The sequence below is a fragment of the Enterococcus sp. DIV1090 genome (assembly GCF_050537975.1).
GTDB lineage: Bacteria > Bacillota > Bacilli > Lactobacillales > Enterococcaceae > Enterococcus > Enterococcus faecalis.
This window is the reverse complement of the sequence record NZ_CP172917.1, coordinates 2,598,091-2,617,760: the sequence shown is the minus strand read 5'-3', so window position 1 is coordinate 2,617,760 and position 19,670 is coordinate 2,598,091. Positions and strand designations below refer to the sequence as shown.

Genomic DNA, 19,670 nt, shown 5'->3' with positions numbered 1-19,670 from the left:
TAAAAAATGGAAAAATTAGTCGAACGATTTTTAACTTACGTGAAAGTTAACACCCGTTCAGATGCCAACAGTCAAACCACACCGACGACGGTCGGTCAAGTGGTTTTGGCCAAAATGATTGAAACAGAACTTCATGAATTAGGTTTGGCCGATGTGCATTATAACGAACAAAACGGCTTTTTAACGGCACGGTTGCCTGGTAACCAACCTGCAGCGAAGAGTATCGGCTTGATTGCACATCTGGATACGGCGGATTTTTCAGCAGAAAACATCCGTCCCCAAGTCATCACTAATTATGATGGTCAAGATGTCCTCTTGAATCAAGAACAAGGCATCGTTTTATCAGTTGCTGAATTTCCCAATTTAAAAGAGTATCAAGGGGAAACGTTGATTACTACAGACGGAACCACACTTTTAGGAGCAGATGACAAAGCGGGAATTGTCGAGATATTAGCTGCTGTTGAGTATTTTTTGGCACATCCAGAAGTAGCGCGGGGGGATGTTTGGCTCGCCTTCGGTCCAGATGAAGAGATTGGACGCGGGGCCGATCAATTTGATGCGCCGAACTTCCCAGTCGCTTTTGCGTATACGATTGACAGTGGCCGCGTGGGGCATTTCGAGTATGAAACGTTTAACGCTGCCCAAGCTGTGATAACAATTGAGGGAACCAGTGTCCATCCGGGAACGGCCTATGGTTCGTTAGTAAATGCCATTAAATTAGGCGAACAACTTGATCAATCACTGCCGCAAAAGGAAGTACCAGAACAAACACGTGGAAATGAAGGATTTTATTTACTCAATAAATTTACAGGAAGTATTGAAAAAGCAGAACTTGTCTATATCATTCGGGATCATGATCGAGAAAACTTTCAAGCGAGAAAGCAATTTTTGGAAAAACAAGTCCAACGTTTAAATGCGCTGGCGGATAAACCCAGACTAACAATTACTTTCCAAGACCAATACTATAATATGAAGGAAATCGTCGAAAAAGATTGGACGCCTGTAGAATTGGCCGTCCAAGCAATGGAAAGTTGTGACATTGAACCAATCATCACACCCTTTCGTGGCGGGACAGATGGTTCTAAGATTTCTTTCATGGGCATTCCCACGCCTAATCTATTTACAGGAGGCGAAAATTTTCACGGGCAATATGAATTTATTACCGTTGAATCAATGGCCAAAGCTGTTCAAACGATCATTGCCATCATTCGCTTAAACGCTAATTAAAGAAACACGCGAGGAAAATGCCGATTTTCCTTGCGTGTTTCGCTGTTTTTCTGTAAAGTATGTAGAAAAGTAGGGAGTTTTGCTCATGAATTATCCATTGATTTTTGTAGAAAACCAACGAATTGAAACCGAACGCTTGATTTTAAGACCTGTCACATTAGCCGATGCAGAAGATATGTACGAATATGCTTCAGATGAGGAAACGACGCGTTTTGTGTTTCCTAAAAATGAAACCAAAGAAGAAACAAGAGCCAGTATTGCGAAATATTTTATGGGGGAACCTTTAGGAAAATATGGGATTGAAGTGAAAGAAACGGGCAAAATGATTGGCACGATTGATTTGCGGGTCAATGAAACCAATAATGTTGGAGAATTAGGCTATGTCTTGAACCGTGCCTTTTGGGGCAATGGCTACATGCCTGAAGCCGCGACGGCGTTAGTCGAACTGGGTTTTGCAAAAATGAAACTCATGAGAATCTTTGCTTTACATGATCAAGACAATCCAGCTTCTGGTCGTGTCATGGAGAAAATTGGTTTTACCTACGAAGGAACACTGCCCAATGCCCGAATTAGTAAAGGGAAAATTGTCACAGATGTTTATCGTGGGATGACACTGGAAACATGGCAAAATCGACAAAAATAGAAGCGGAAGACAAGTTGAGAGAGGAATTAGAGAAATGTTGATGTTTACAGAAAAAGAATTCGCAGCCTTTGAAGTTGCTGGATTAGATGAACGAATGGCGGTTATCCGTGCGCAAATTCAACCTATTTTTCAAGAATTAGACACGTATTTTGCCGAACAACTAGCGCCTGAACTAGGAACGGAGTTGTTTGTCCATATTGCGCAACATCGCCGTCGCACCGTGTATCCACCAGAAAATACTTGGTCAGCACTTAGTCCGAATAAGCGCGGGTATAAAATGCAGCCGCATTTTCAATTAGGTATTTGGGGCGACTATGTGTTTATGTGGTTGTCATTCATTGATAATCCTAAAAATGAAAAGCAGATTGCGCAAGCCTTTTTAGAGAATCAGCAATTATTCCAAGCATTACCAGAAGATACGTATGTTTCCTTAGATCATACGGTTCCTCAAATTACTCCGCTGCCAGAAACGGATTTAGAGAAAGCCTTAACTCGTTTTAGAGATGTAAAAAAAGGTGAGTTTGAAATTGGGCGCATCATTCCCAAAGATAGTGACTTGTGGCAAAACCCTGAAAAAGCACGAGCTTATATGTTGTCAACCTATCAACAACTCCTGCCATTGTATCAATTAGCTGTTGCCCAATAAGAGAAACAGACAGTTATTTTGTGTTTTAGTGTTATTTTATCGAATTATCCAATCGTCAAAAATGAGAAAAGCTCACAATGTTAGTTTTAATTACTAACATTGTGAGCTTTTCTTTAGTTTGGGTGATGGAAATTTAAGAAATTAAAGATGATTTTTTTGAAAAAGGGGATAGTCTTTACTGTTTTCCCTTGTTTCCTTTAAATAACGTAGCTTAAAAGACACGATATATAAGGAACTTGTGGAAATAAGGGTTATCAACTGGAAAAAACTGTTGTTTTGAAGAGTCTTTTCTTTGCTATCATAGTGGTATATAAAAGGTTGTGAGAGATACTTAAATTCAAAAGGAGGTTTTTCAATGAAAAAAAAGCGTTATTTAATGATTGCGTGTCTACTATTTTCCCCTAGTTTTTTTATAAATGTTGAAGCGTCTGATGGTGGTTTTAGTTCGGTGGGGATTGAATTTTACCAAAATCCGACAACACCCGCTCCTAAAGATCCCCCACCGAAAACAGATGCGCCAGCTGCTGATCCCAAGGAACCAGCTGGTCCTCCGCAAGGAGATCAACGAAGTGGTAGTTCGACACAGACCACCACAACTGGCTCGCAGCTCCCTCGTACAGGGAGCAAGAGTCAGGCAAATTTGAACATTCTCGGCTTCGCCTTAATCGGTTTGGCGGGAATCGTACATAGAAAGAGGGGACGACATGAAGCGAAATAAATGGCAACGTCTTGCAGCTATTGGCTTATGTAGTTCTTTGCTAGTGAATGCCTTTTCGGGCGTGACGGCAGTTGCGGAAACTGTGACGATTGAAAGTAGTCCGACCGCCGAAAGTAGTACCAAGGAAGAGACGCCAGCCAGTAGCGTGAAAGAAGAAACAACGAAAGCCAGTACGGAAAATAGCCAAGTAACGACTGACACAAGTCAGGAAGAAGTAGAGCAGACAGAAAAAACAGAAATCATTCAAGAAGAAAATATACTTGAACCATCCAGTGTTCAAGCGAAAATTATGCCTAGGGCATTTGTCTGGGCAGCTACAGGGACAACGAATAAAACTACGGTTCGTCTTAATGATGTAGTTGATTATCGGTTGAAATTTGAAAATATTACAACAGATGACACAAATTCAGATATTGTTGGTCCGATTCGAATTGAATCAAAATTGGCAGCAGGAATGACTAGACCCACTTCAGTTATTATTAAAGTTGGCCCCGAGGAACAAAATGTAGTTCTAGGGGAAGGCTCTCATAATGTCAATAGTGGTGGCGAATATTTTGTTTGGACAGAGTCCACTAGGACGGTCACTGCATTTATTAATCGTCTACACGGGAGAACTTCTGGAAATACTGGGTATATCAAAACGTTGTATTTTCAGACAAGAATTACTTCTGGTATACACAATGAAAAAAAATATATCGATTCCACGATTCGATTTAATGGTTTTGGTGCAGTCAATAGACGAAATGAAATGACATATGTGGATAAATTTGCTGGTAACTTAGGTTTAAAAGGGAGTTTAAAATTTTACGATGAGGATGGACAGTCTAGTAAGGAACAAATGAGCCTTTCCATGAATCCAGTACTATTTAAATCAACCAACTCTAAAGTTGAAGGAACACTGTTAAGATATCCTTTAACTATGACAAACGCTGGCAATGGACTTTATAGTTTTAATACAGGACTAAAAACTGTAGGCACTAGTAATGGGGGTTCGTGGCTTTTCTTTAGTAACGACATTGCGATTAATTTTGCTACAGCTACCACCAATAGAATTGATAAAATTGTGTTAACGCCACCTAAAACAACATTTCCAGATAGCCGAACAGGTGTGATGACTTCCAGAGCATATACATCAACAACTTATACGAGAAGCAACTATGATATTTCAGCATATAACTTTACTAAAGCGACTGGTAAGACGTGGCGCATAACTAATCTTAATCCTCATAGCGGAGTAAGTACTAATATTATGTTTAGTGACAATCTTGTGGGAACAACAGGACAATTTAATGCAGGAAATAATAGTGCAACGATTACCTACTATATTTATTACAAAAAACTTTATGAGAATTTTGTTAATAGTAGTGGACAAAAAATCGCACCACCCCCGGGATTCACTCAGGGTAAGAAAACAGTTATAAATAGTGAAGCGTACACTTTCAAACAAGCAGGCACCTTACCAGACACCTACACAACAGGTGGTAAAACCTACAAGTTTAAAGGCTGGTACAAAGGGAAAACCAAACCAAGTACCTTGACCACCACGAAAGCGCCGAGTTATGCGGTGACGTATGATGGGAATGATGACTTGAATGTGGTGTATGAGGAAGTAGTCACCAAAACCTATACATTACCTAGCAAAGAAATTACTTTTGGCTATGTAGACGAAAAAGGTAATTTAATCAATCCTGCTAATTTCACATTGAAAGCAACGATGTCTGAAACAACGAAAAGTGGTACAACAACACCTTTTTCAACGATTACAGGAACCAATGTAACGACAACGAATCTTAAAAAATTAACGATTCCACAAAAAGTCTATACCTTACCAGAGTCTGTGGAAGGTACCACATATGGTACACGAAGTGTTACACATGAAATTCCGAAATACTATCGCACCATTTCAATCTCACCAACGGCAACTTATACAGGGGATAAAACGAAATATCCACTTGCGAATGAGGTCAGAAAAGATATTGTAAATCCAAGTACGGTTGTTAGTTCAAGTCCTGGTACAAATGCATATGAATTAGGTAAAACCAGTAATACATCATATAACACCAAACAATATTATTGGAACTGGGATACGACTGAGACACTTTATGCAATGGGTGTTTACTCTGGTAACGTAGGAGCGACTTACAATTTAGCTACCCCAGATAAAACTGTTTATTATTATTTAGAAAACCGCCGTGTTACCGAAAACTTCGTAGCCACAAGCGGTGCCAAAATCACACCGCCCACAGGTTTCACCCAAGGAAAACAAACGGTGATCACAAGTGATGATTATACGTTCAAACAAGCTGGCACCTTACCTGACACCTACAAAGTCGGCACAAAAACTTACAAGTTCAAAGGCTGGTACAAAGGCAAAACCAAACCAAGTGCCTTGACAACTACGAAAGCGCCAAGCTATGCAGTAACGTATGATGATAATGATGACTTGAATGTGGTGTATGAGGAACTAATTCCCAAAGATACGTGGGTTTACCCAGGTTTCCATGCAGAATTTGTCGATGAAAAAGGACAAGCTTTCAATGAACCGTTAACGTTTTCTGGAAACTACACACAGACACTAAGAAAAGCGGTAGACCAGACATATGTGACAACGGGCGCCATGAATCCACTGGTAAGTATTAAAAATACGAATGAAGCCAATGTCTATACTATTACGACCCAATCAAGAGTTAATATTCCAGCAAACTTTGATGAAGTTCCTAGCGATATTTATGATATTCGTAGTTATGCAATCAACGACTGGAATATTACAACGGAACTAAAATATGTGGACAAAATTGAAACAATGAATACCACATTACCTGTTTCTGTGTATCCAGTGGGCTTTGTCGGGACTGACCCAGTGTTTAACAATAGTGCTCCTAGTCAATTAAATGAGTTAGATAAATCCTTTAAAAAAGGAGTAGATAATAAATTTTCAATAAAATCAACATTTGGTGTTGGTAGCTCAATAAACACTATTCCAAGATTATTATTTATAGCTCGTGCGACAGGAAATCCAGAGAATAAGATCGTTTTGGCTGGTTTTGATGGGACACAAGACTTCAAACAAACCATGAATTACAAAGTCACACGGAAACAAGTCACCGAAAACTTCGTAGATGTCAACGGTGCCAAAATTACCGCACCAACAGGCTTCACCCAAGGCAACCAAGTACCGATGAACAGTAACACCTTCAAGTACACAGCGGCAAAAGCTTTACCAGCGACGTATACTGCAGGTGGCAAAGTCTATACGTTCCAAGGGTGGTACAAAGGGAAAACCAAGCCAAGTACGTTGAACAAAACCACAACACCAACGTTCAATGCGACTTTTGATGGCAATGACGATATGACCGCCATGTATAAGGAAGAAATACCAACAGCTAGTGTCACATTAACTCGACCAAAAGAAGTGATCGATACGAATACCAATGTAATCTGGACAACAACGATCACGAATACTAGCAAAGCACCCTTACAGAATCTTAACTTGAAAAAAGGGCCCAATTGGTCAGCTGGTCTGACGATCCCGACCTTTATGGAAGTGACACCAGAAGGAGAAACGACAAAATCAATCCCAGTAAATAGTACACTTTGGACAGAGGGGGTTTCTTTACCAAATGCCGTTCCTATCGGCAAAAAAGTTTCAATTGCTTTCACAACTCGCGCAACAGGGAAACCAAACACTGTTTTGAAAGCAGAAGTTGTAGTATTTGGTGGTATTAAAGATAGTACAGTGGACAACTTCGTGAGAATTCGTCCAAATGATCAAGAAGTAGTCACACCAACGACCGAAGGCTTCATCAGTGTGCCAACCTTCGACTTCGGCCAAGTGGGCGTTGCAGGAAGTAAGCAACAACACAACTTGAAAAAAGCCGCGGATTACTACGGCAACGGCACACGCAATCCGTATGTCCGAATCAAGAAAACGCAACCGAATTGGAGCTTAACGGCGCAACTGTCACAACCAAAATCAGCGACAGACAGCTTGCCTACGGCGACCCGCTTATTATTAGGTGCGGCGCCTGTCTCTAGCTTCACCAATTACAATCAACCAACCGAGTTGAAAAATGCGGTCGGTACCACGAGTGCCATTAGCTTAACAGCCAACAACACGGCGACGAGTATTATTGCCAACAAGCAATTCACAGGTAGTAATGTTTACCAGTTGGACTTCACCTTCAATAATGTCAAACTTGAAGTGCCAGCCAATCAAGGTATTAAAGGGCAACAATACAAGGCCGCGGTTACGTGGAATCTTGTGACTGGACCTTAACAAGAATACGTGAATAAAAGCTAAACCGCCCTCAAAAAGTCTAACTTTTTGAGGGCGGTTTATTATTTTTATGGAAAGCCAATTTTATCTAACGGATAATAACGAAAAGTCAAAACACCTTCCACACTCTCTTGTTTAACAAAGCCAAAGTAACGACTGTCATCTGAGCGCGGGCGATTATCCCCCAAGACAAAATACATGCCTTCTGGAACGGTCAGGGATTGGGTGGCTTCTAAGGTCTCTAGCGTAAAATCTTGGGTATAATTTTCATTTTTAGAGACATTTCGTTTAGCACTTGCTAAGTAATCTTCACTGAGTGATACACCATTAATATAAAGGGTATCATCGCGATACTCGACTGTTTCGCCAGGTAAACCAATTAAACGTTTGGCTACTCGTTGGCCGTTGCGAGGACTAGGGAAAGCGATAATATCAAAGCGCTGTGGCTTTTTAATCGAGGTCACCCATAAACGGTCGTTGTTATGAAGTGTTGGTTCCATTGAAGAGCCGTTCACCGCAGCAGGGGAGAAAACATAGTGTCGAATTAGCAAGACAGCGACGACTAACAAAACCAACTGAACCAATCGTTTTAATAATGAGGACATGGACTTCACTCCTTTGTCCTTTTAGTGTACTACAGACAAGGAAAAGAAAAAAGTTTTCCCCTTAAGAAAGGTGTGCTAAAAAACGTTTCATAAAGCGTTGGCGAATTAAAATACCAACATAAGCAGCTGCGACAGCCTTGATGATACCAGGAATAATAAACGGAGCAAACCCGCCAGCGAAAGCGTTTGGCCACGGTAGATTTGCGGAATATTTCAACCAAATCATACCGAAAACTAAGGTAACTAAGGCGCCGGCAATATTTGCGATAATGGCCCAAGTATAGTTAAAGGTTGTTTTTTCTAAAATATAACCAGTTAATAAGCCGTTGAAGATAAACCCGATTAAATAGCCGCCAGTTGGTCCGAAGAGTACACCGAACCCGCTAGACATCCCCGCGTAAACGGGTAAACCAATTAATCCTAATAAGAAGTAAATTAAAATAGCGTAGGTCCCCGTTCGCTTACCCAAAACGGTAGCGGTTAAGCCAATGGCAAATGTTTGTCCAGTTAAGGGGACAATCCCCAATGGAATTGTAAATTGTGAAAGTACAGCAATAATCACAGCGAATTCTGCTGCTAAAATTAAAGAGCGTAACGATGCTTTATTCATAAGAAGCCTCACTTTCTATTGTTAACCAATTGTTTTATTTGGTTAACAATAGTTTAGCGGAAGTAAACAATTTTGTAAAGAGGGCAAAGAAAAAAACCTTGCCAAGAAAGGCAAGGTTTTGAAAGAAGGTAAGAACCGTAGTTCGACCTTTTGAAATCTTAAAGTTTTTGGTTGTAGTATTCAACGACAAGTGCTTCGTCGATTTCTGGGTAAAGTTCATCACGTTCTGGTAAACGAGTGAAGCTACCTTCTAATTTTTCAGTGTCAAAGCTTACGAATGCTGGACGTCCAACAGTTGCTTCAACCGCTTCTTTAATTGTTGAGATGTTTTGAGATTTTTCACGAACACCGATCACTTGACCAACTTCAACGTGGTATGATGGAATATCAACACGTTTGCCGTCTACAGTGATGTGGCCATGGTTAACTAATTGACGTGCTTGACGACGAGTAGTTGCAAGACCTAAACGGTAAACAACGTTATCTAAGCGTTGTTCTAGTAAAACCATGAAGTTAACACCGTGTTTACCTTCTTTGATTTTGCTTGCTTTAATGAACAACGTACGGAATTGACGTTCGTTCATGCCATACATATGACGTAATTTTTGTTTTTCAGTTAATTGCATTCCGTATTCAGAAACTTTACCACGGCTGTTAGGTCCGTGTTGTCCTGGTTTGTAAGGGCGACGAGCTAGTTCTTTACCAGTACCTGATAAAGAGATACCTAGACGACGAGATACTTTCCATGATGGTCCAGTATAACGAGACATTAAAAATTCCTCCAATAAATAAATGTTTTTTTTGGAGTAAAATAATTAGATGAAAAATTCATATTCGTTCAGTTCATTCTTCAACCTTCGCCTTTGCAGCCGCGGTTACGCAGTTGAACCAAGTTTGGCAATGAACTGTTGACGAGTTATTATTCTTCTGCTGCAATTATTTTACACAAAATCTAGTATACTTAATAGGATAGGAAACGTCAAGGTTTTAAAGTGAAATCTGAAAAAAAGGTAGACAAAAACACTTTTCCTCATTAGAATAAGGGGAGATGTTTTGAAAATATAAGTTGAAAACGGAATGAAAGGGAGTTTACAATGAAGTCTGGTTCACCATTGTTTGAACAAATTGATAAATCCATCGACAAGAAAGTGAATTTATTCTCAAACAGCTTTTCCCGCTACGCTGTTCGTGCAATGCTTGCTTGTCTATTTTTAACGTTGGGAACAGCCGTTGCTTTTGCAATCGCAATTAAAGGAGAAGGAATTTCTCATGGTTTAGGGAAAATGCTTTACGCCTTCATGTTCAGTTGGTCACTTGTGATGATTTTATATATGAATGCCGAACTTGGTACCTCGAATATGTTGTACATGACTGTTGGTGTCTATCGTAAAAAAGTCAACTTTTCCTTAGCTGCAAAAATTTTATTTACCTGTATCTTATTCAATTTAATTGGTGGCGTCTTGTTTGGCTTCTTGGTATCACTTACAGTACCGTTCCAAGATTTGCCAAAAGATAGTTTCTTCTTTACATCGATTGCTGGAAAATTAGAAAAAACCACCCTGCAAATTTTAGTTGAAGCTATGTTCGCCAATATTGTAGTTAATACAGCCGTATTAGTGAGTATGCGAATGAAAGATGATGCCGGCAAAGTCGCGGCCATTATTTTCATTATCTTTATCTTTGCGTTCCTTGGTTTTGAACACGTGATTGCCAACTTCCCAGCCTTCAGTTTAGCTTACTTTGCTTCGAACGGCGCAATTGAAGCTTTCACAGCTGGTAATGTTGTTCATAATCTGTTCTGGGCCTTTATCGGTAACTTTATCGGTGGTGGCTTAATTATGGGTCTCGGCTATGCCTGGTTAGATAAAGACAACAAAAACTTAACGTATTTTGATTAATTGATCAACCAACTATACTAAAACATGGTACACTGTTTTAGTATAGTTTTTTTTATTATAAGGAGCGAAGGAATGGACACACTTCAATTTCAGAAGAACCCAGAAACAGCAGCAAAAATGTCTGCTTATATGAAACACCAATTTGTTTTTGCAGGCATCCCCGCCCCAGAACGTCAAGCGTTAAGTAAACAACTTTTAAAAGAAAGTCATACGTGGCCAAAGGAAAAATTATGCCAAGAGATTGAGGCTTATTATCAAAAAACAGAACGAGAATATCAGTATGTCGCTATTGATTTAGCCCTTCAAAATGTTCGGAGATTTTCATTAGAAGAGGTGGTAGCGTTTAAAGCTTATGTTCCACAAAAAGCGTGGTGGGACAGTGTGGATGCTTGGCGAAAATTTTTTGGGTTGTGGGTGGCGTTGCATCTGACTGAATTGCCAACGATTTTTGCCCTTTTTTATGGCGCTGAAAATTTCTGGAATCGGCGTGTTGCGCTGAATTTACAGTTGATGTTGAAAGAAAAGACCAATCAGGACCTGTTGAAAAAGGCGATTATTTATGATAGAACTACAGAGGAGTTCTTCATTCAAAAAGCGATTGGCTGGTCATTACGCCAATATAGTAAAACGAATCCGCAATGGGTCGAGGAATTGATGAAAGAATTAGTGTTGAGTCCTTTAGCACAACGGGAAGGCAGTAAATATTTAGCGAAAGCGAGCGAATAAGGAGAAATGATGGAAAGAAAACTTTTTGCATTTGATATTGATGGGACGTTGTTAAATTCGGAGAAGAAAGCATTGGATAGCACGAGAGAAGCGCTAGCAAAATTGCGGGAGCAAGGACACTTAGTTACGCTGGCAACTGGCAGAAGTCGTTATATGGCGCAAGAGGTGATTTGGGATTTAGATTTTACCAATTACGTGTTATGTAATGGCGCCGCGGCTTTTGTGGATCATGAGCAATATTATCAAAATTTATTGCACGCTGAAGCGTTGGAACGTTTGGCACAAGACAGTGATCAACGCGGCTTAGGATTTGCTTGTGTGGGCTTAGATGATATTAAGAAGAGCAACCAGCACCGTGCTGAAAAAATGGAAATTGCGATGAACTCTTTTCATTTTCATTCACCTGCTTATGATGAACACTTTTATCGTCAAAATGATATTTACCAAGCGCTAGCTTTTTATGACGCAGAAGATCAGTGTACGTTTGAAGAAGAATACCCAGAATTTCGCTTTATTCGCTGGCATCAACATAGCGTAGATGTTGTGCCTAAAGATGGCTCAAAATCAGCTACGTTAACGTATTTAGCCAAACGTGTGGGCATTGATGCAAAAAATATCATTGCCTTTGGGGACGGCGAAAATGACCGAGAAATGTTAAGCCATGCAGGAATTGGCGTCGCAATGGGCAACGCGAGTCCTTCCATTCAAAAAGTGGCCACAATGGTCACAGATACAAATGATAATGATGGCATTTGGAAAGCCTTAAAAGAAATGAAGGCCATTTAAAAAAACTGGGCCGTTTGTCTGAAAACAAACGGCCCAGTTTTTTTTATTCGATGACTAAAACGCCCTCTTTTAAAGCAAATGGATTTTCTTTATTAATATGATCGTAGAACATGATGCCATTAATATGATCAATTTCATGTTGAACCACAATCGCTTCGTAGTTTTTTAAACGAACTTTGTGTTTTTCGCCAGCCATGTCAAAATAACTGACGGTAATTTTGTTATGGCGAACGACATACCCAGGCACATCCCGATCGACAGATAAACAGCCTTCCCCTTCACCTAAACATACATCTTGCACAGAATGGCTCAAAATTTTAGGGTTGTACATCACCGTACTTAATGAAGGCGTTTCGTTTTCTGGGTCGTTACTAGGAACATGGACAGCAATAATTCGTTTAGAAATATCTAATTGTGGTGCAGCTAAACCAACGCCACCACGTAATTGTAATTCTTCGGCTTTGACTGGATCTTGACTATTTTTTAAGAAAGTCAACATGTCTTCGCCTAATTGTCGGTCTTCCTCAGTGATAGGGACAGGCACTTCTTCTGCCACAGCACGAAGTGTGGGATTCCCTTCACGAATAATATCTTTCATTGTAATCATTCAATGGTTCCTCCTTTGAAACATAAAAAAATTCTTCTTTTATTTATTCATGCGCTGAAATAATCAGTTGTTTACCACCATTTAGTGTATCACAAAATCACCAAAAAAGGGGCTAGATTGTTTAAAAAAACTATCGAATAATAGAGATTAAGCTTGCATTTTAGCGGTGTTTCCTGTAAAGTAAGTTTGTGTGGAAACACACCATCTATCACTTGGTTTAGCGAGTCACCAACGCTTCACTCAGTGATCAGACGAATAATAGAGAAAGAGGTGGAACAAATGGCAATTTCACAAGAAAGAAAAAACGAAATCATTAAAGAATACGCACGTCATGAAGGAGATACTGGTTCTCCAGAAGTACAAATTGCTGTCTTAACTGAAGACATTAACCAATTGAACGAACATGCGCGTACACACAAAAAAGATCACCATTCTTACCGTGGTTTAATGAAAAAAATCGGTCACCGTCGTAACTTGTTAGCTTACTTACGTAAAACTGACATCCAACGTTACCGCGAATTGATCCAACGTTTAGGATTACGTCGTTAATCATTACGTATAAAGCGAGGTTCAATCAGAATCTCGCTTTTTATCTTATTGTCACTATTGAAGGTCCTCTTTGGAAAGTTTTTAGGAACTACTAACCAAATGAAAGAGCAGCAACGACTTGTTACTTTTTCATTTGTTTAGTAGCCGTCTGACTTTTCCAAAGAGCAAGAGTAAAGGAGAAGAATTATGACAGAAAAACAAGTCTTTAAAACAACTTGGGGCGGCCGCCCACTAGAAGTAGAAATCGGCCAATTAGCCAAACAAGCCAATGGAGCTGTCTTAGTACGTTACGGCGATACGGTCGTTTTAAGTGCTGCTGTTGCCTCTAAAGAAGCAAAAGATGTAGACTTTTTCCCATTAACTGTAAACTATGAAGAAAAAATGTATGCGGTAGGAAAAATTCCTGGCGGCTTCATTAAACGTGAAGGTCGTCCAAGTGAACGTGCGACATTAACCGCTCGTTTAATCGACCGTCCTATTCGTCCAATGTTCTCAGAAGGCTTCCGTAACGAAGTCCAAATCACGAACATCGTTATGAGTGTGGAGCAAGACTGTACACCAGAAATGGCTGCAATGTTTGGGTCTTCCTTAGCGTTAGCAATTTCAGATATTCCGTTTGACGGACCAATTGCTGGCGTTGACGTTGGTCGTATTAATGGCGAATATGTCTTAAACCCAACGGTAGAACAAGCAGAACAAACAGATATTGAATTAACTGTTGCTGGAACAAAAGAAGCCATCAACATGGTTGAAAGTGGTGCCAAAGAAGTATCAGAAGAAGATATGTTAGGTGCCTTACTTTTCGGTTTTGATGCCATTAAAGAACTAGTGGCGTTCCAAGAAGAAATCGTTGCCGCTGTAGGTAAACCAAAAATGGACGTGGACTTATTACAAGTGGACGCTGATCTTAAAAAAGAAATTTTTGATGCATACTACAATACAATGAAAACAGCCGTAATGACGGAAGAAAAATTAGCACGTGAAGTTGAAATTGACAAAGTAAAAGATACAGTCAAAGAAGTTTACGCTGAAAAATTTGCGGAACACGAAGAAGAAGCACAATTACTAAAAGAAGTGAAACAAATTGCGGAAGATCTTGAAAAAGATGTCGTACGTGAGTTAATCACGATCGATAAGATTCGCCCGGATGGCCGTAAATTAGACGAAATTCGTCATTTATCATCAGAAGTAAGTATTTTACCACGTGTGCATGGTTCTGGCTTATTTACTCGGGGTCAAACACAAGCTTTATCCGTTTGTACATTAGCGCCTTTAGGGGAACATCAAATTATCGATGGGTTGGGTGTCCAAGATAGCAAACGTTTCATCCATCATTATAACTTCCCGCAATTCTCTGTTGGTTCAACAGGACGCGCGGGCTCACCAGGTCGTCGTGAAATCGGTCACGGTGCGTTAGGTGAACGTGCCTTAGCACAAATTATTCCATCAGAAGAAGACTTCCCTTACACAATCCGCTTAGTAGCAGAAGTGTTAGAATCAAATGGTTCTTCTTCACAAGCAAGTATTTGCGCGGGAACATTAGCATTAATGGATGCGGGTGTGCCAATTAAAGCGCCAGTTGCAGGTATTGCAATGGGTCTTGTTAGTGATGGTGAAAACTATACAATCTTAACAGATATTCAAGGCTTAGAAGATCACCTTGGCGATATGGACTTTAAAGTAGCGGGAACGAAAGACGGAATCACTGCTTTACAAATGGACATCAAAATCCAAGGAATTACAGAACAAATTTTAACGGAAGCATTAGACCAAGCGAAGAAAGCCCGGATGGAAATTTTAGAAGAATTAACAACAACGATTGCTGCTCCTCGTGAAGAATTAAGTCAATATGCACCGAAAATTGAAATGATTCAAATTAAACCAGCGAAAATTAAAGATGTCATTGGTAAAGGTGGCGAAACAATCAACAGCATCATTGATGAAACTGGTGTTAAGATTGATATCGATCAAGACGGTAACGTAAGTATTGCTTCATCAGATGCCGAAATGATTAAAAAAGCCATCAAGATTATTGAAGAATTAACCAAAGAAGTCGAAGTCGGTCAAGTTTACTTAGCAAAAGTTGTCCGCATTGAAAAATTTGGTGCGTTTGTTAACCTAATTAAAGGCAAAGATGGCTTAATCCATATTTCTCAATTAGCAAACGAACGTGTGAACAACGTTGAAGATGTCGTGAAATTAGGCGACGAAGTCCTTGTCAAAGTAACTGAAATTGACAAACAAGGCCGTGTCAACGTGTCAAGAAAAGCATTATTAAACGAAGAAAACAAAGAAAAATAATTTCTTTTTAAACCAACGAAAACCAAGGAAGCTTCCTTTCTTTTCGTTGGTTTTTTCGTTGAAAACAAGCCCTAAAAAAGAAATGATAAAAAAAGCTAAAGACGATCGCCAACTCTTTTGTTTATAGTCAATTAGTGGTAAAATTAATACTATCAGTCTGAAGAATATCTGGGGTGTCTTTGTGAAAAAATTTAATCCAAATAAAAATATAATCATTACCTTAATTTTAGTCATTATTTTAGTAACCATTATTAGTTTAACTGCTGCGCAACGTTCTGAAAAAGGCAAAACCAATGTCGTTCAAGGTGGCGTCAATAATAGCGTTAGTATGGTGGACCGTGTGATTTCTTTTCCAGCTCGTGTGGTGGAAAATGGCTTGTCTTCAATGGGCAATTTAATTAACACGTTTAAAGAAAACGAACGTCTAAAAGAAAAAATTGATAGCTATAATGAATTAGCTGTCCAAAACAATAACTATAAACGTGAAATTGATAGTTTAAAACAAGAATTGAATCTGAACGAAACGTTGGCCAACTATGAAAAAGTAACTGCGAATGTCATTACGCGTTCGCCTGATACTTGGCAAGACTTATTAATTATCGATAAAGGAACCAATGACGGCATTGAAGCGGGCATGGCGGTCATGGCGCAAAAAGGGTTAGTGGGGCGTGTTATTGAAGTCAATGCAACGACTGCAAAAGTGGAACTACTAACGTCTAAAAATGTTAACTCGAACCATTTCCCTGTGCGAGTAACTTCCGCAAATGGCGAATCATTTGGTTTACTTAAAAATTACGACAATAAGACGAATGCATTAATTGTGTCACAATTAACTGGCGATGCCACTCTGAAAGAAGGAGATGTCGTTCAGACTTCTGGCTTAGGTGGTAATTCCCCAGCCGATTTAGCGGTAGGGACAGTTATTAAAGTGAAACCAGATAGTTTTGGTTTAGATCGTGAAGTGTATGTGAAACCTTATGCGGATGTCTATGGTATCTCTGTTGTGACGGTCGTGAAAAGATCGGCAGGGGAAAGCGAATGATTCGGAAAGAGTATTTAAAATACGTCACACCTATTCTCTTGTTTTTCTTAATGTTAATTGATGCTCATTTAACAAAGTCTTTTGAAACGTGGACAAGTAATGTTTACTTCGCCAGTTCTCATCTGCTATTACTTGCGTTTATGTTTGCCGTTCCTAATTTTTCTAAACGTTATTTATTAATTACTTCGTTAATTTTAGGCTTTATTTGCGATAGCTACTACATTGGCATTATCGGGATTTATACAGTTGCACTGACGATTTCGGTTATGTTGATGTATACATTTAAAGAAGTAATTCAAACAAATTTACTAACTGGTTTTTTTGGGATCGTCATTTTTACCACGTTGTATGAACTGATTGCGGTACTGATTCAAGTGGCCTTTCATTTAGCAGATGTCAGCCCGATTTTATTTATTACGCGTGTGTTGGGCCCTACATTGCTATTGAACATGGTGTGGTATGTTATTTTATCTTATCCACTGAAAAAACTGTTTTCCGTAAAATAAAAATTGAAAATTTTGTTCGTTTGCGAAAAATGCTCATTTGTTAGCATTTTTCGCTTTTTTTATTTTCTTTAAATAACAAAACGATGAGAAGTTTACCCTGGAGCCTTGAAGAAAGTTGTGAAAAAAGTGAAGCTTTTTTTTGTCATTTACAAGAAGAAAATTGAAATATTACTGTAACATCCATATTATCTCAGTGACATACAGCTATGCTACAATTGCTCTATCGTTGAAAAAGAGAAATTTATTCAAATTTTAATAAATAATAAAAAAGCTTAACAAAAAAGGATTTTCGGAGGACAACAGATTGAAGAAAAGTGTATTATCGGCTCTAATGGTATGTTCCATTACCTTAACAAGCGTAGCGTTGCCATCCGCAGCATTTGCAGATGAATACGATACAAAGATTCAACAACAAGATCAAAAAATTAATGCGTTAACTAGCCAAATGTCAGATGCAGAAGCAAAAGTTGCCGCGATTGAAAATGATATGGTTGAAACGGCCAAACAAATCGATACATTAACAGCTAAAAAGAACAAGCTATCATCAGAAGTATCTAAATTATATAGTGAAATTTCTGATTTGAATGTCCGTATTCAAAAACGTGAAGTACAAATGACAAAACAAGCACGCGATGTCCAAGTGAATGGTCAAAGTGATTCAATTATTGATGCTGTCTTAGATGCAGATTCAGTAGCAGATGCAATTGGTCGCGTTCAAGCGGTCTCAACAATGATGAGCGCCAATAATGAATTACTAGAACAACAAAAAGAAGATAAAGCGACTGTTGAAAAGAAAACAAAGAATGTTGAAAAACAAATTGCTGAATTAGAAGCAGCAACAAAAGAATTAAATGATAAAACAGAATCATTAAAAACATTGAAGATTCAACAAGAAGTGGCTAAAAATGATTTAGAAGCACAACGTTCTGAAGAACAAGGGAAAAAAGACGGCTTCATTAAACAGAAAAAAGAAGCGGAAAAACGTTTAGCAGAAGAACAAGCACGCCAACGTGCAGCTGCTAAAAAAGCAGAAGAACAAGCGGCAGCGCAAGCACAAGCCGCAGCACAAAAAGCGGCAGCAGAGCAAGCGAAAGCAACAAAAGCAGCCAATGAGGCAGCAGCATCTGCTGCTGAAGAAAAAGCCGCAACACCAGCAGTAGAATCATCAACAACTACTGAAAGTACCACAACGCAAGAAACAACAACTTCAAGTACTGAAACAGAAAGTGTTGTAACAACACCTGCAGCAGCACCTGAAAAAGAAAAAGAAGTTCCTGTAACTAACCCAACAACTCCTGAAAAAGGTAATGAAGCAAAACCAGGGAATGGTGGCGTGACTTCAGGAAAACAAGCCGCAATTAATGCAGCTTTAGCAGATGTTGGTAATTCTTATGCAACAGGTTGGAATCAACCAGGTGAATGTTTAGTATCTGTTCGTCGCTGGCTAGCGGCAGGCGGTATTAACTTCGGTTATGGTGGTCCAAACAGTGGCTATGTTGCTTCTGGCGCAACACAAGTTAGCTGGAGTAACGTGCAACCAGGCGATGTTGTTCAATATGAAAGTGCCTATAGTCCAGATAGCTGGATTGGTGGCGTGCATACTGTCTTAGTTACAGGTGTAAGTGGTGGAAGTGTCCAAATCGTTGAAGCGAACAACCCAGGAGGTTCTGGTTATGTTTCTTCTAACTCTAACTGGTCACCAGCACCACCAGCAGGATTCCGCGCTGTTGTATGGCGTTTTCCAGGCTAAATAGTCATCTATTAATAATTGATAACAAGGAGTGGTAACTAACAAAAATCGTTAGTTGCCGCTTTTTTTATTCATTTAATTTTAAATATATGCATAAAATGTATCTGAAAATATTGTAATCTGGCCATTTTTTTGCAATTATAGAGGTATATACATATTAGGAGCGGAGGAATCAGCATGAGCGGAACGCACGATACAAAACAAGCAATCGCTTCAGCTTTAATAGAATTATGTGAACAAAAGGATTTTCGTAAAATAAGTGTCCAAGATATTACCAAAAAAGTGGGCTTGAATCGCCAAACATTTTATTATCACTTTACAGATAAATATGATTTATTACGTTGGATTTATCGTCACGATGCATTGATTTACTTGGAAACAGATATTTGTTTGGAAAACTGGGAGGAACAAGCCCTGAAGTTATTAAAAGCGATTAAAGAGAAGAGTCATTTTTACTATACAACGGTGACCTCAGATTCAGAAGTTCTTCTTAATGTTTTTTCCGCTTCGACCAATCGCTTATTTATTTCATTATTTGAACAAGTCGATGTTGAGAACCATTTAACAGATAAAGATAAACAATTTTATGCGAATTTCTTTTCTTATGGATGTAGCGGCGTCTTAACGAAATGGATTCTTGAGGAATATCCTCAGACTCCTTTGGAAATGGCGACGCAATTATTCCGTTTAGCGAAAGATACAGAATTTATGGCTTATCATTTGTATGAACAAGAAGCCAATGAGTAATGTGTGAAGGATAAAAAGTTTTATGAAGGAGTG

The 19,670-nt window shown here is 39.2% G+C and carries 18 protein-coding genes; 14 read left to right on the top strand and 4 right to left on the bottom strand.

Annotated elements, in window-relative coordinates; genetic code table 11:
• The first annotated feature begins 6 nt into the window (after window positions 1-6).
• The 5 genes from pepT to IGL48_RS12735 all read left to right on the top strand — a co-directional run bounded on the left by pepT (window position 7) and on the right by IGL48_RS12735 (window position 7,510).
• Entirely contained in the window at window positions 7-1,227 is a 1,221-nt protein-coding gene (gene pepT / locus IGL48_RS12755) for a peptidase T (protein WP_010777984.1), read from the top strand.
• A gap of 85 nt (window positions 1,228-1,312) precedes the next feature.
• The gene (locus tag IGL48_RS12750) at window positions 1,313-1,870 is read left to right on the top strand and encodes a GNAT family N-acetyltransferase (protein WP_010824239.1); all 558 of its coding nucleotides are present in this window, start codon (window positions 1,313-1,315) and stop codon (window positions 1,868-1,870) included.
• Window positions 1,871-1,904: 34 nt separating this feature from the next.
• Window positions 1,905-2,516: a YktB family protein gene (locus tag IGL48_RS12745; protein WP_010824238.1), complete on the top strand. Its 612-nt coding sequence runs from the start codon at window positions 1,905-1,907 to the stop codon at window positions 2,514-2,516.
• A gap of 355 nt (window positions 2,517-2,871) precedes the next feature.
• Window positions 2,872-3,234 carry an LPXTG cell wall anchor domain-containing protein gene (locus tag IGL48_RS12740; RefSeq protein ID WP_010824237.1) on the top strand — a complete coding sequence of 121 codons (363 nt, stop codon included), beginning with the start codon at window positions 2,872-2,874 and terminating at the stop codon, window positions 3,232-3,234.
• Complete coding sequence (locus IGL48_RS12735) at window positions 3,221-7,510, top strand: WxL domain-containing protein (RefSeq protein ID WP_174098713.1); 4,290 nt, start codon at window positions 3,221-3,223, stop codon at window positions 7,508-7,510. The genes IGL48_RS12740 and IGL48_RS12735 overlap by 14 nt, the downstream gene beginning before the upstream one ends.
• A gap of 68 nt (window positions 7,511-7,578) precedes the next feature.
• Here the strand turns inward: IGL48_RS12735 and lepB are convergent, their stop codons facing one another.
• The 3 genes from lepB to rpsD form a co-directional block, all read right to left on the bottom strand.
• Window positions 7,579-8,115, bottom strand: a complete 537-nt coding sequence (lepB, locus tag IGL48_RS12730; protein ID WP_010712890.1) for a signal peptidase I — start codon at window positions 8,113-8,115, stop codon at window positions 7,579-7,581.
• Between the two features lie 61 nt (window positions 8,116-8,176).
• A complete protein-coding gene (locus tag IGL48_RS12725; RefSeq protein ID WP_002354975.1) occupies window positions 8,177-8,725 on the bottom strand; it encodes a biotin transporter BioY in 549 nt (182 codons plus the stop codon).
• Between the two features lie 158 nt (window positions 8,726-8,883).
• The gene (rpsD, locus tag IGL48_RS12720; RefSeq protein WP_002365342.1) at window positions 8,884-9,495 is read right to left on the bottom strand and encodes a 30S ribosomal protein S4; all 612 of its coding nucleotides are present in this window, start codon (window positions 9,493-9,495) and stop codon (window positions 8,884-8,886) included.
• Between the two features lie 324 nt (window positions 9,496-9,819).
• On the opposite strand from rpsD, the gene IGL48_RS12715 reads away from it, so the two are divergent.
• From IGL48_RS12715 to IGL48_RS12705, 3 genes are all read left to right on the top strand, one after another.
• Window positions 9,820-10,623 carry a formate/nitrite transporter family protein gene (locus tag IGL48_RS12715; protein ID WP_002365340.1) on the top strand — a complete coding sequence of 268 codons (804 nt, stop codon included), beginning with the start codon at window positions 9,820-9,822 and terminating at the stop codon, window positions 10,621-10,623.
• Between the two features lie 72 nt (window positions 10,624-10,695).
• Window positions 10,696-11,349, top strand: a complete 654-nt coding sequence (locus IGL48_RS12710; RefSeq protein ID WP_048949483.1) for a DNA alkylation repair protein — start codon at window positions 10,696-10,698, stop codon at window positions 11,347-11,349.
• A gap of 9 nt (window positions 11,350-11,358) precedes the next feature.
• Window positions 11,359-12,135, top strand: coding sequence for an HAD family hydrolase (locus IGL48_RS12705; RefSeq protein ID WP_002361040.1), 777 nt, complete (start codon window positions 11,359-11,361; stop codon window positions 12,133-12,135).
• Window positions 12,136-12,178: 43 nt separating this feature from the next.
• Here the strand turns inward: IGL48_RS12705 and def are convergent, their stop codons facing one another.
• Entirely contained in the window at window positions 12,179-12,742 is a 564-nt protein-coding gene (def, locus tag IGL48_RS12700) for a peptide deformylase (protein WP_002354981.1), read from the bottom strand.
• 279 nt (window positions 12,743-13,021) lie between these two features.
• On the opposite strand from def, the gene rpsO reads away from it, so the two are divergent.
• From rpsO to IGL48_RS12670, 6 genes are all read left to right on the top strand, one after another.
• A complete protein-coding gene (rpsO, locus tag IGL48_RS12695) occupies window positions 13,022-13,291 on the top strand; it encodes a 30S ribosomal protein S15 (protein WP_002354983.1) in 270 nt (89 codons plus the stop codon).
• A 186-nt stretch (window positions 13,292-13,477) separates the two neighbouring features.
• Window positions 13,478-15,592, top strand: a complete 2,115-nt coding sequence (gene pnp, locus IGL48_RS12690) for a polyribonucleotide nucleotidyltransferase (RefSeq protein WP_002354984.1) — start codon at window positions 13,478-13,480, stop codon at window positions 15,590-15,592.
• A 181-nt stretch (window positions 15,593-15,773) separates the two neighbouring features.
• A complete protein-coding gene (mreC, locus tag IGL48_RS12685; RefSeq protein ID WP_002383273.1) occupies window positions 15,774-16,634 on the top strand; it encodes a rod shape-determining protein MreC in 861 nt (286 codons plus the stop codon).
• Window positions 16,631-17,140: a rod shape-determining protein MreD gene (gene mreD, locus IGL48_RS12680; RefSeq protein ID WP_002359075.1), complete on the top strand. Its 510-nt coding sequence runs from the start codon at window positions 16,631-16,633 to the stop codon at window positions 17,138-17,140. Before mreC ends, mreD begins: the two co-directional genes overlap by 4 nt.
• A 331-nt stretch (window positions 17,141-17,471) precedes the next feature.
• Entirely contained in the window at window positions 17,472-18,890 is a 1,419-nt protein-coding gene (locus tag IGL48_RS12675; protein WP_002390314.1) for a CHAP domain-containing protein, read from the top strand.
• 177 nt (window positions 18,891-19,067) lie between these two features.
• The gene (locus IGL48_RS12670; protein WP_002354991.1) at window positions 19,068-19,637 is read left to right on the top strand and encodes a TetR/AcrR family transcriptional regulator; all 570 of its coding nucleotides are present in this window, start codon (window positions 19,068-19,070) and stop codon (window positions 19,635-19,637) included.
• Window positions 19,638-19,670 lie beyond the last annotated feature (33 nt).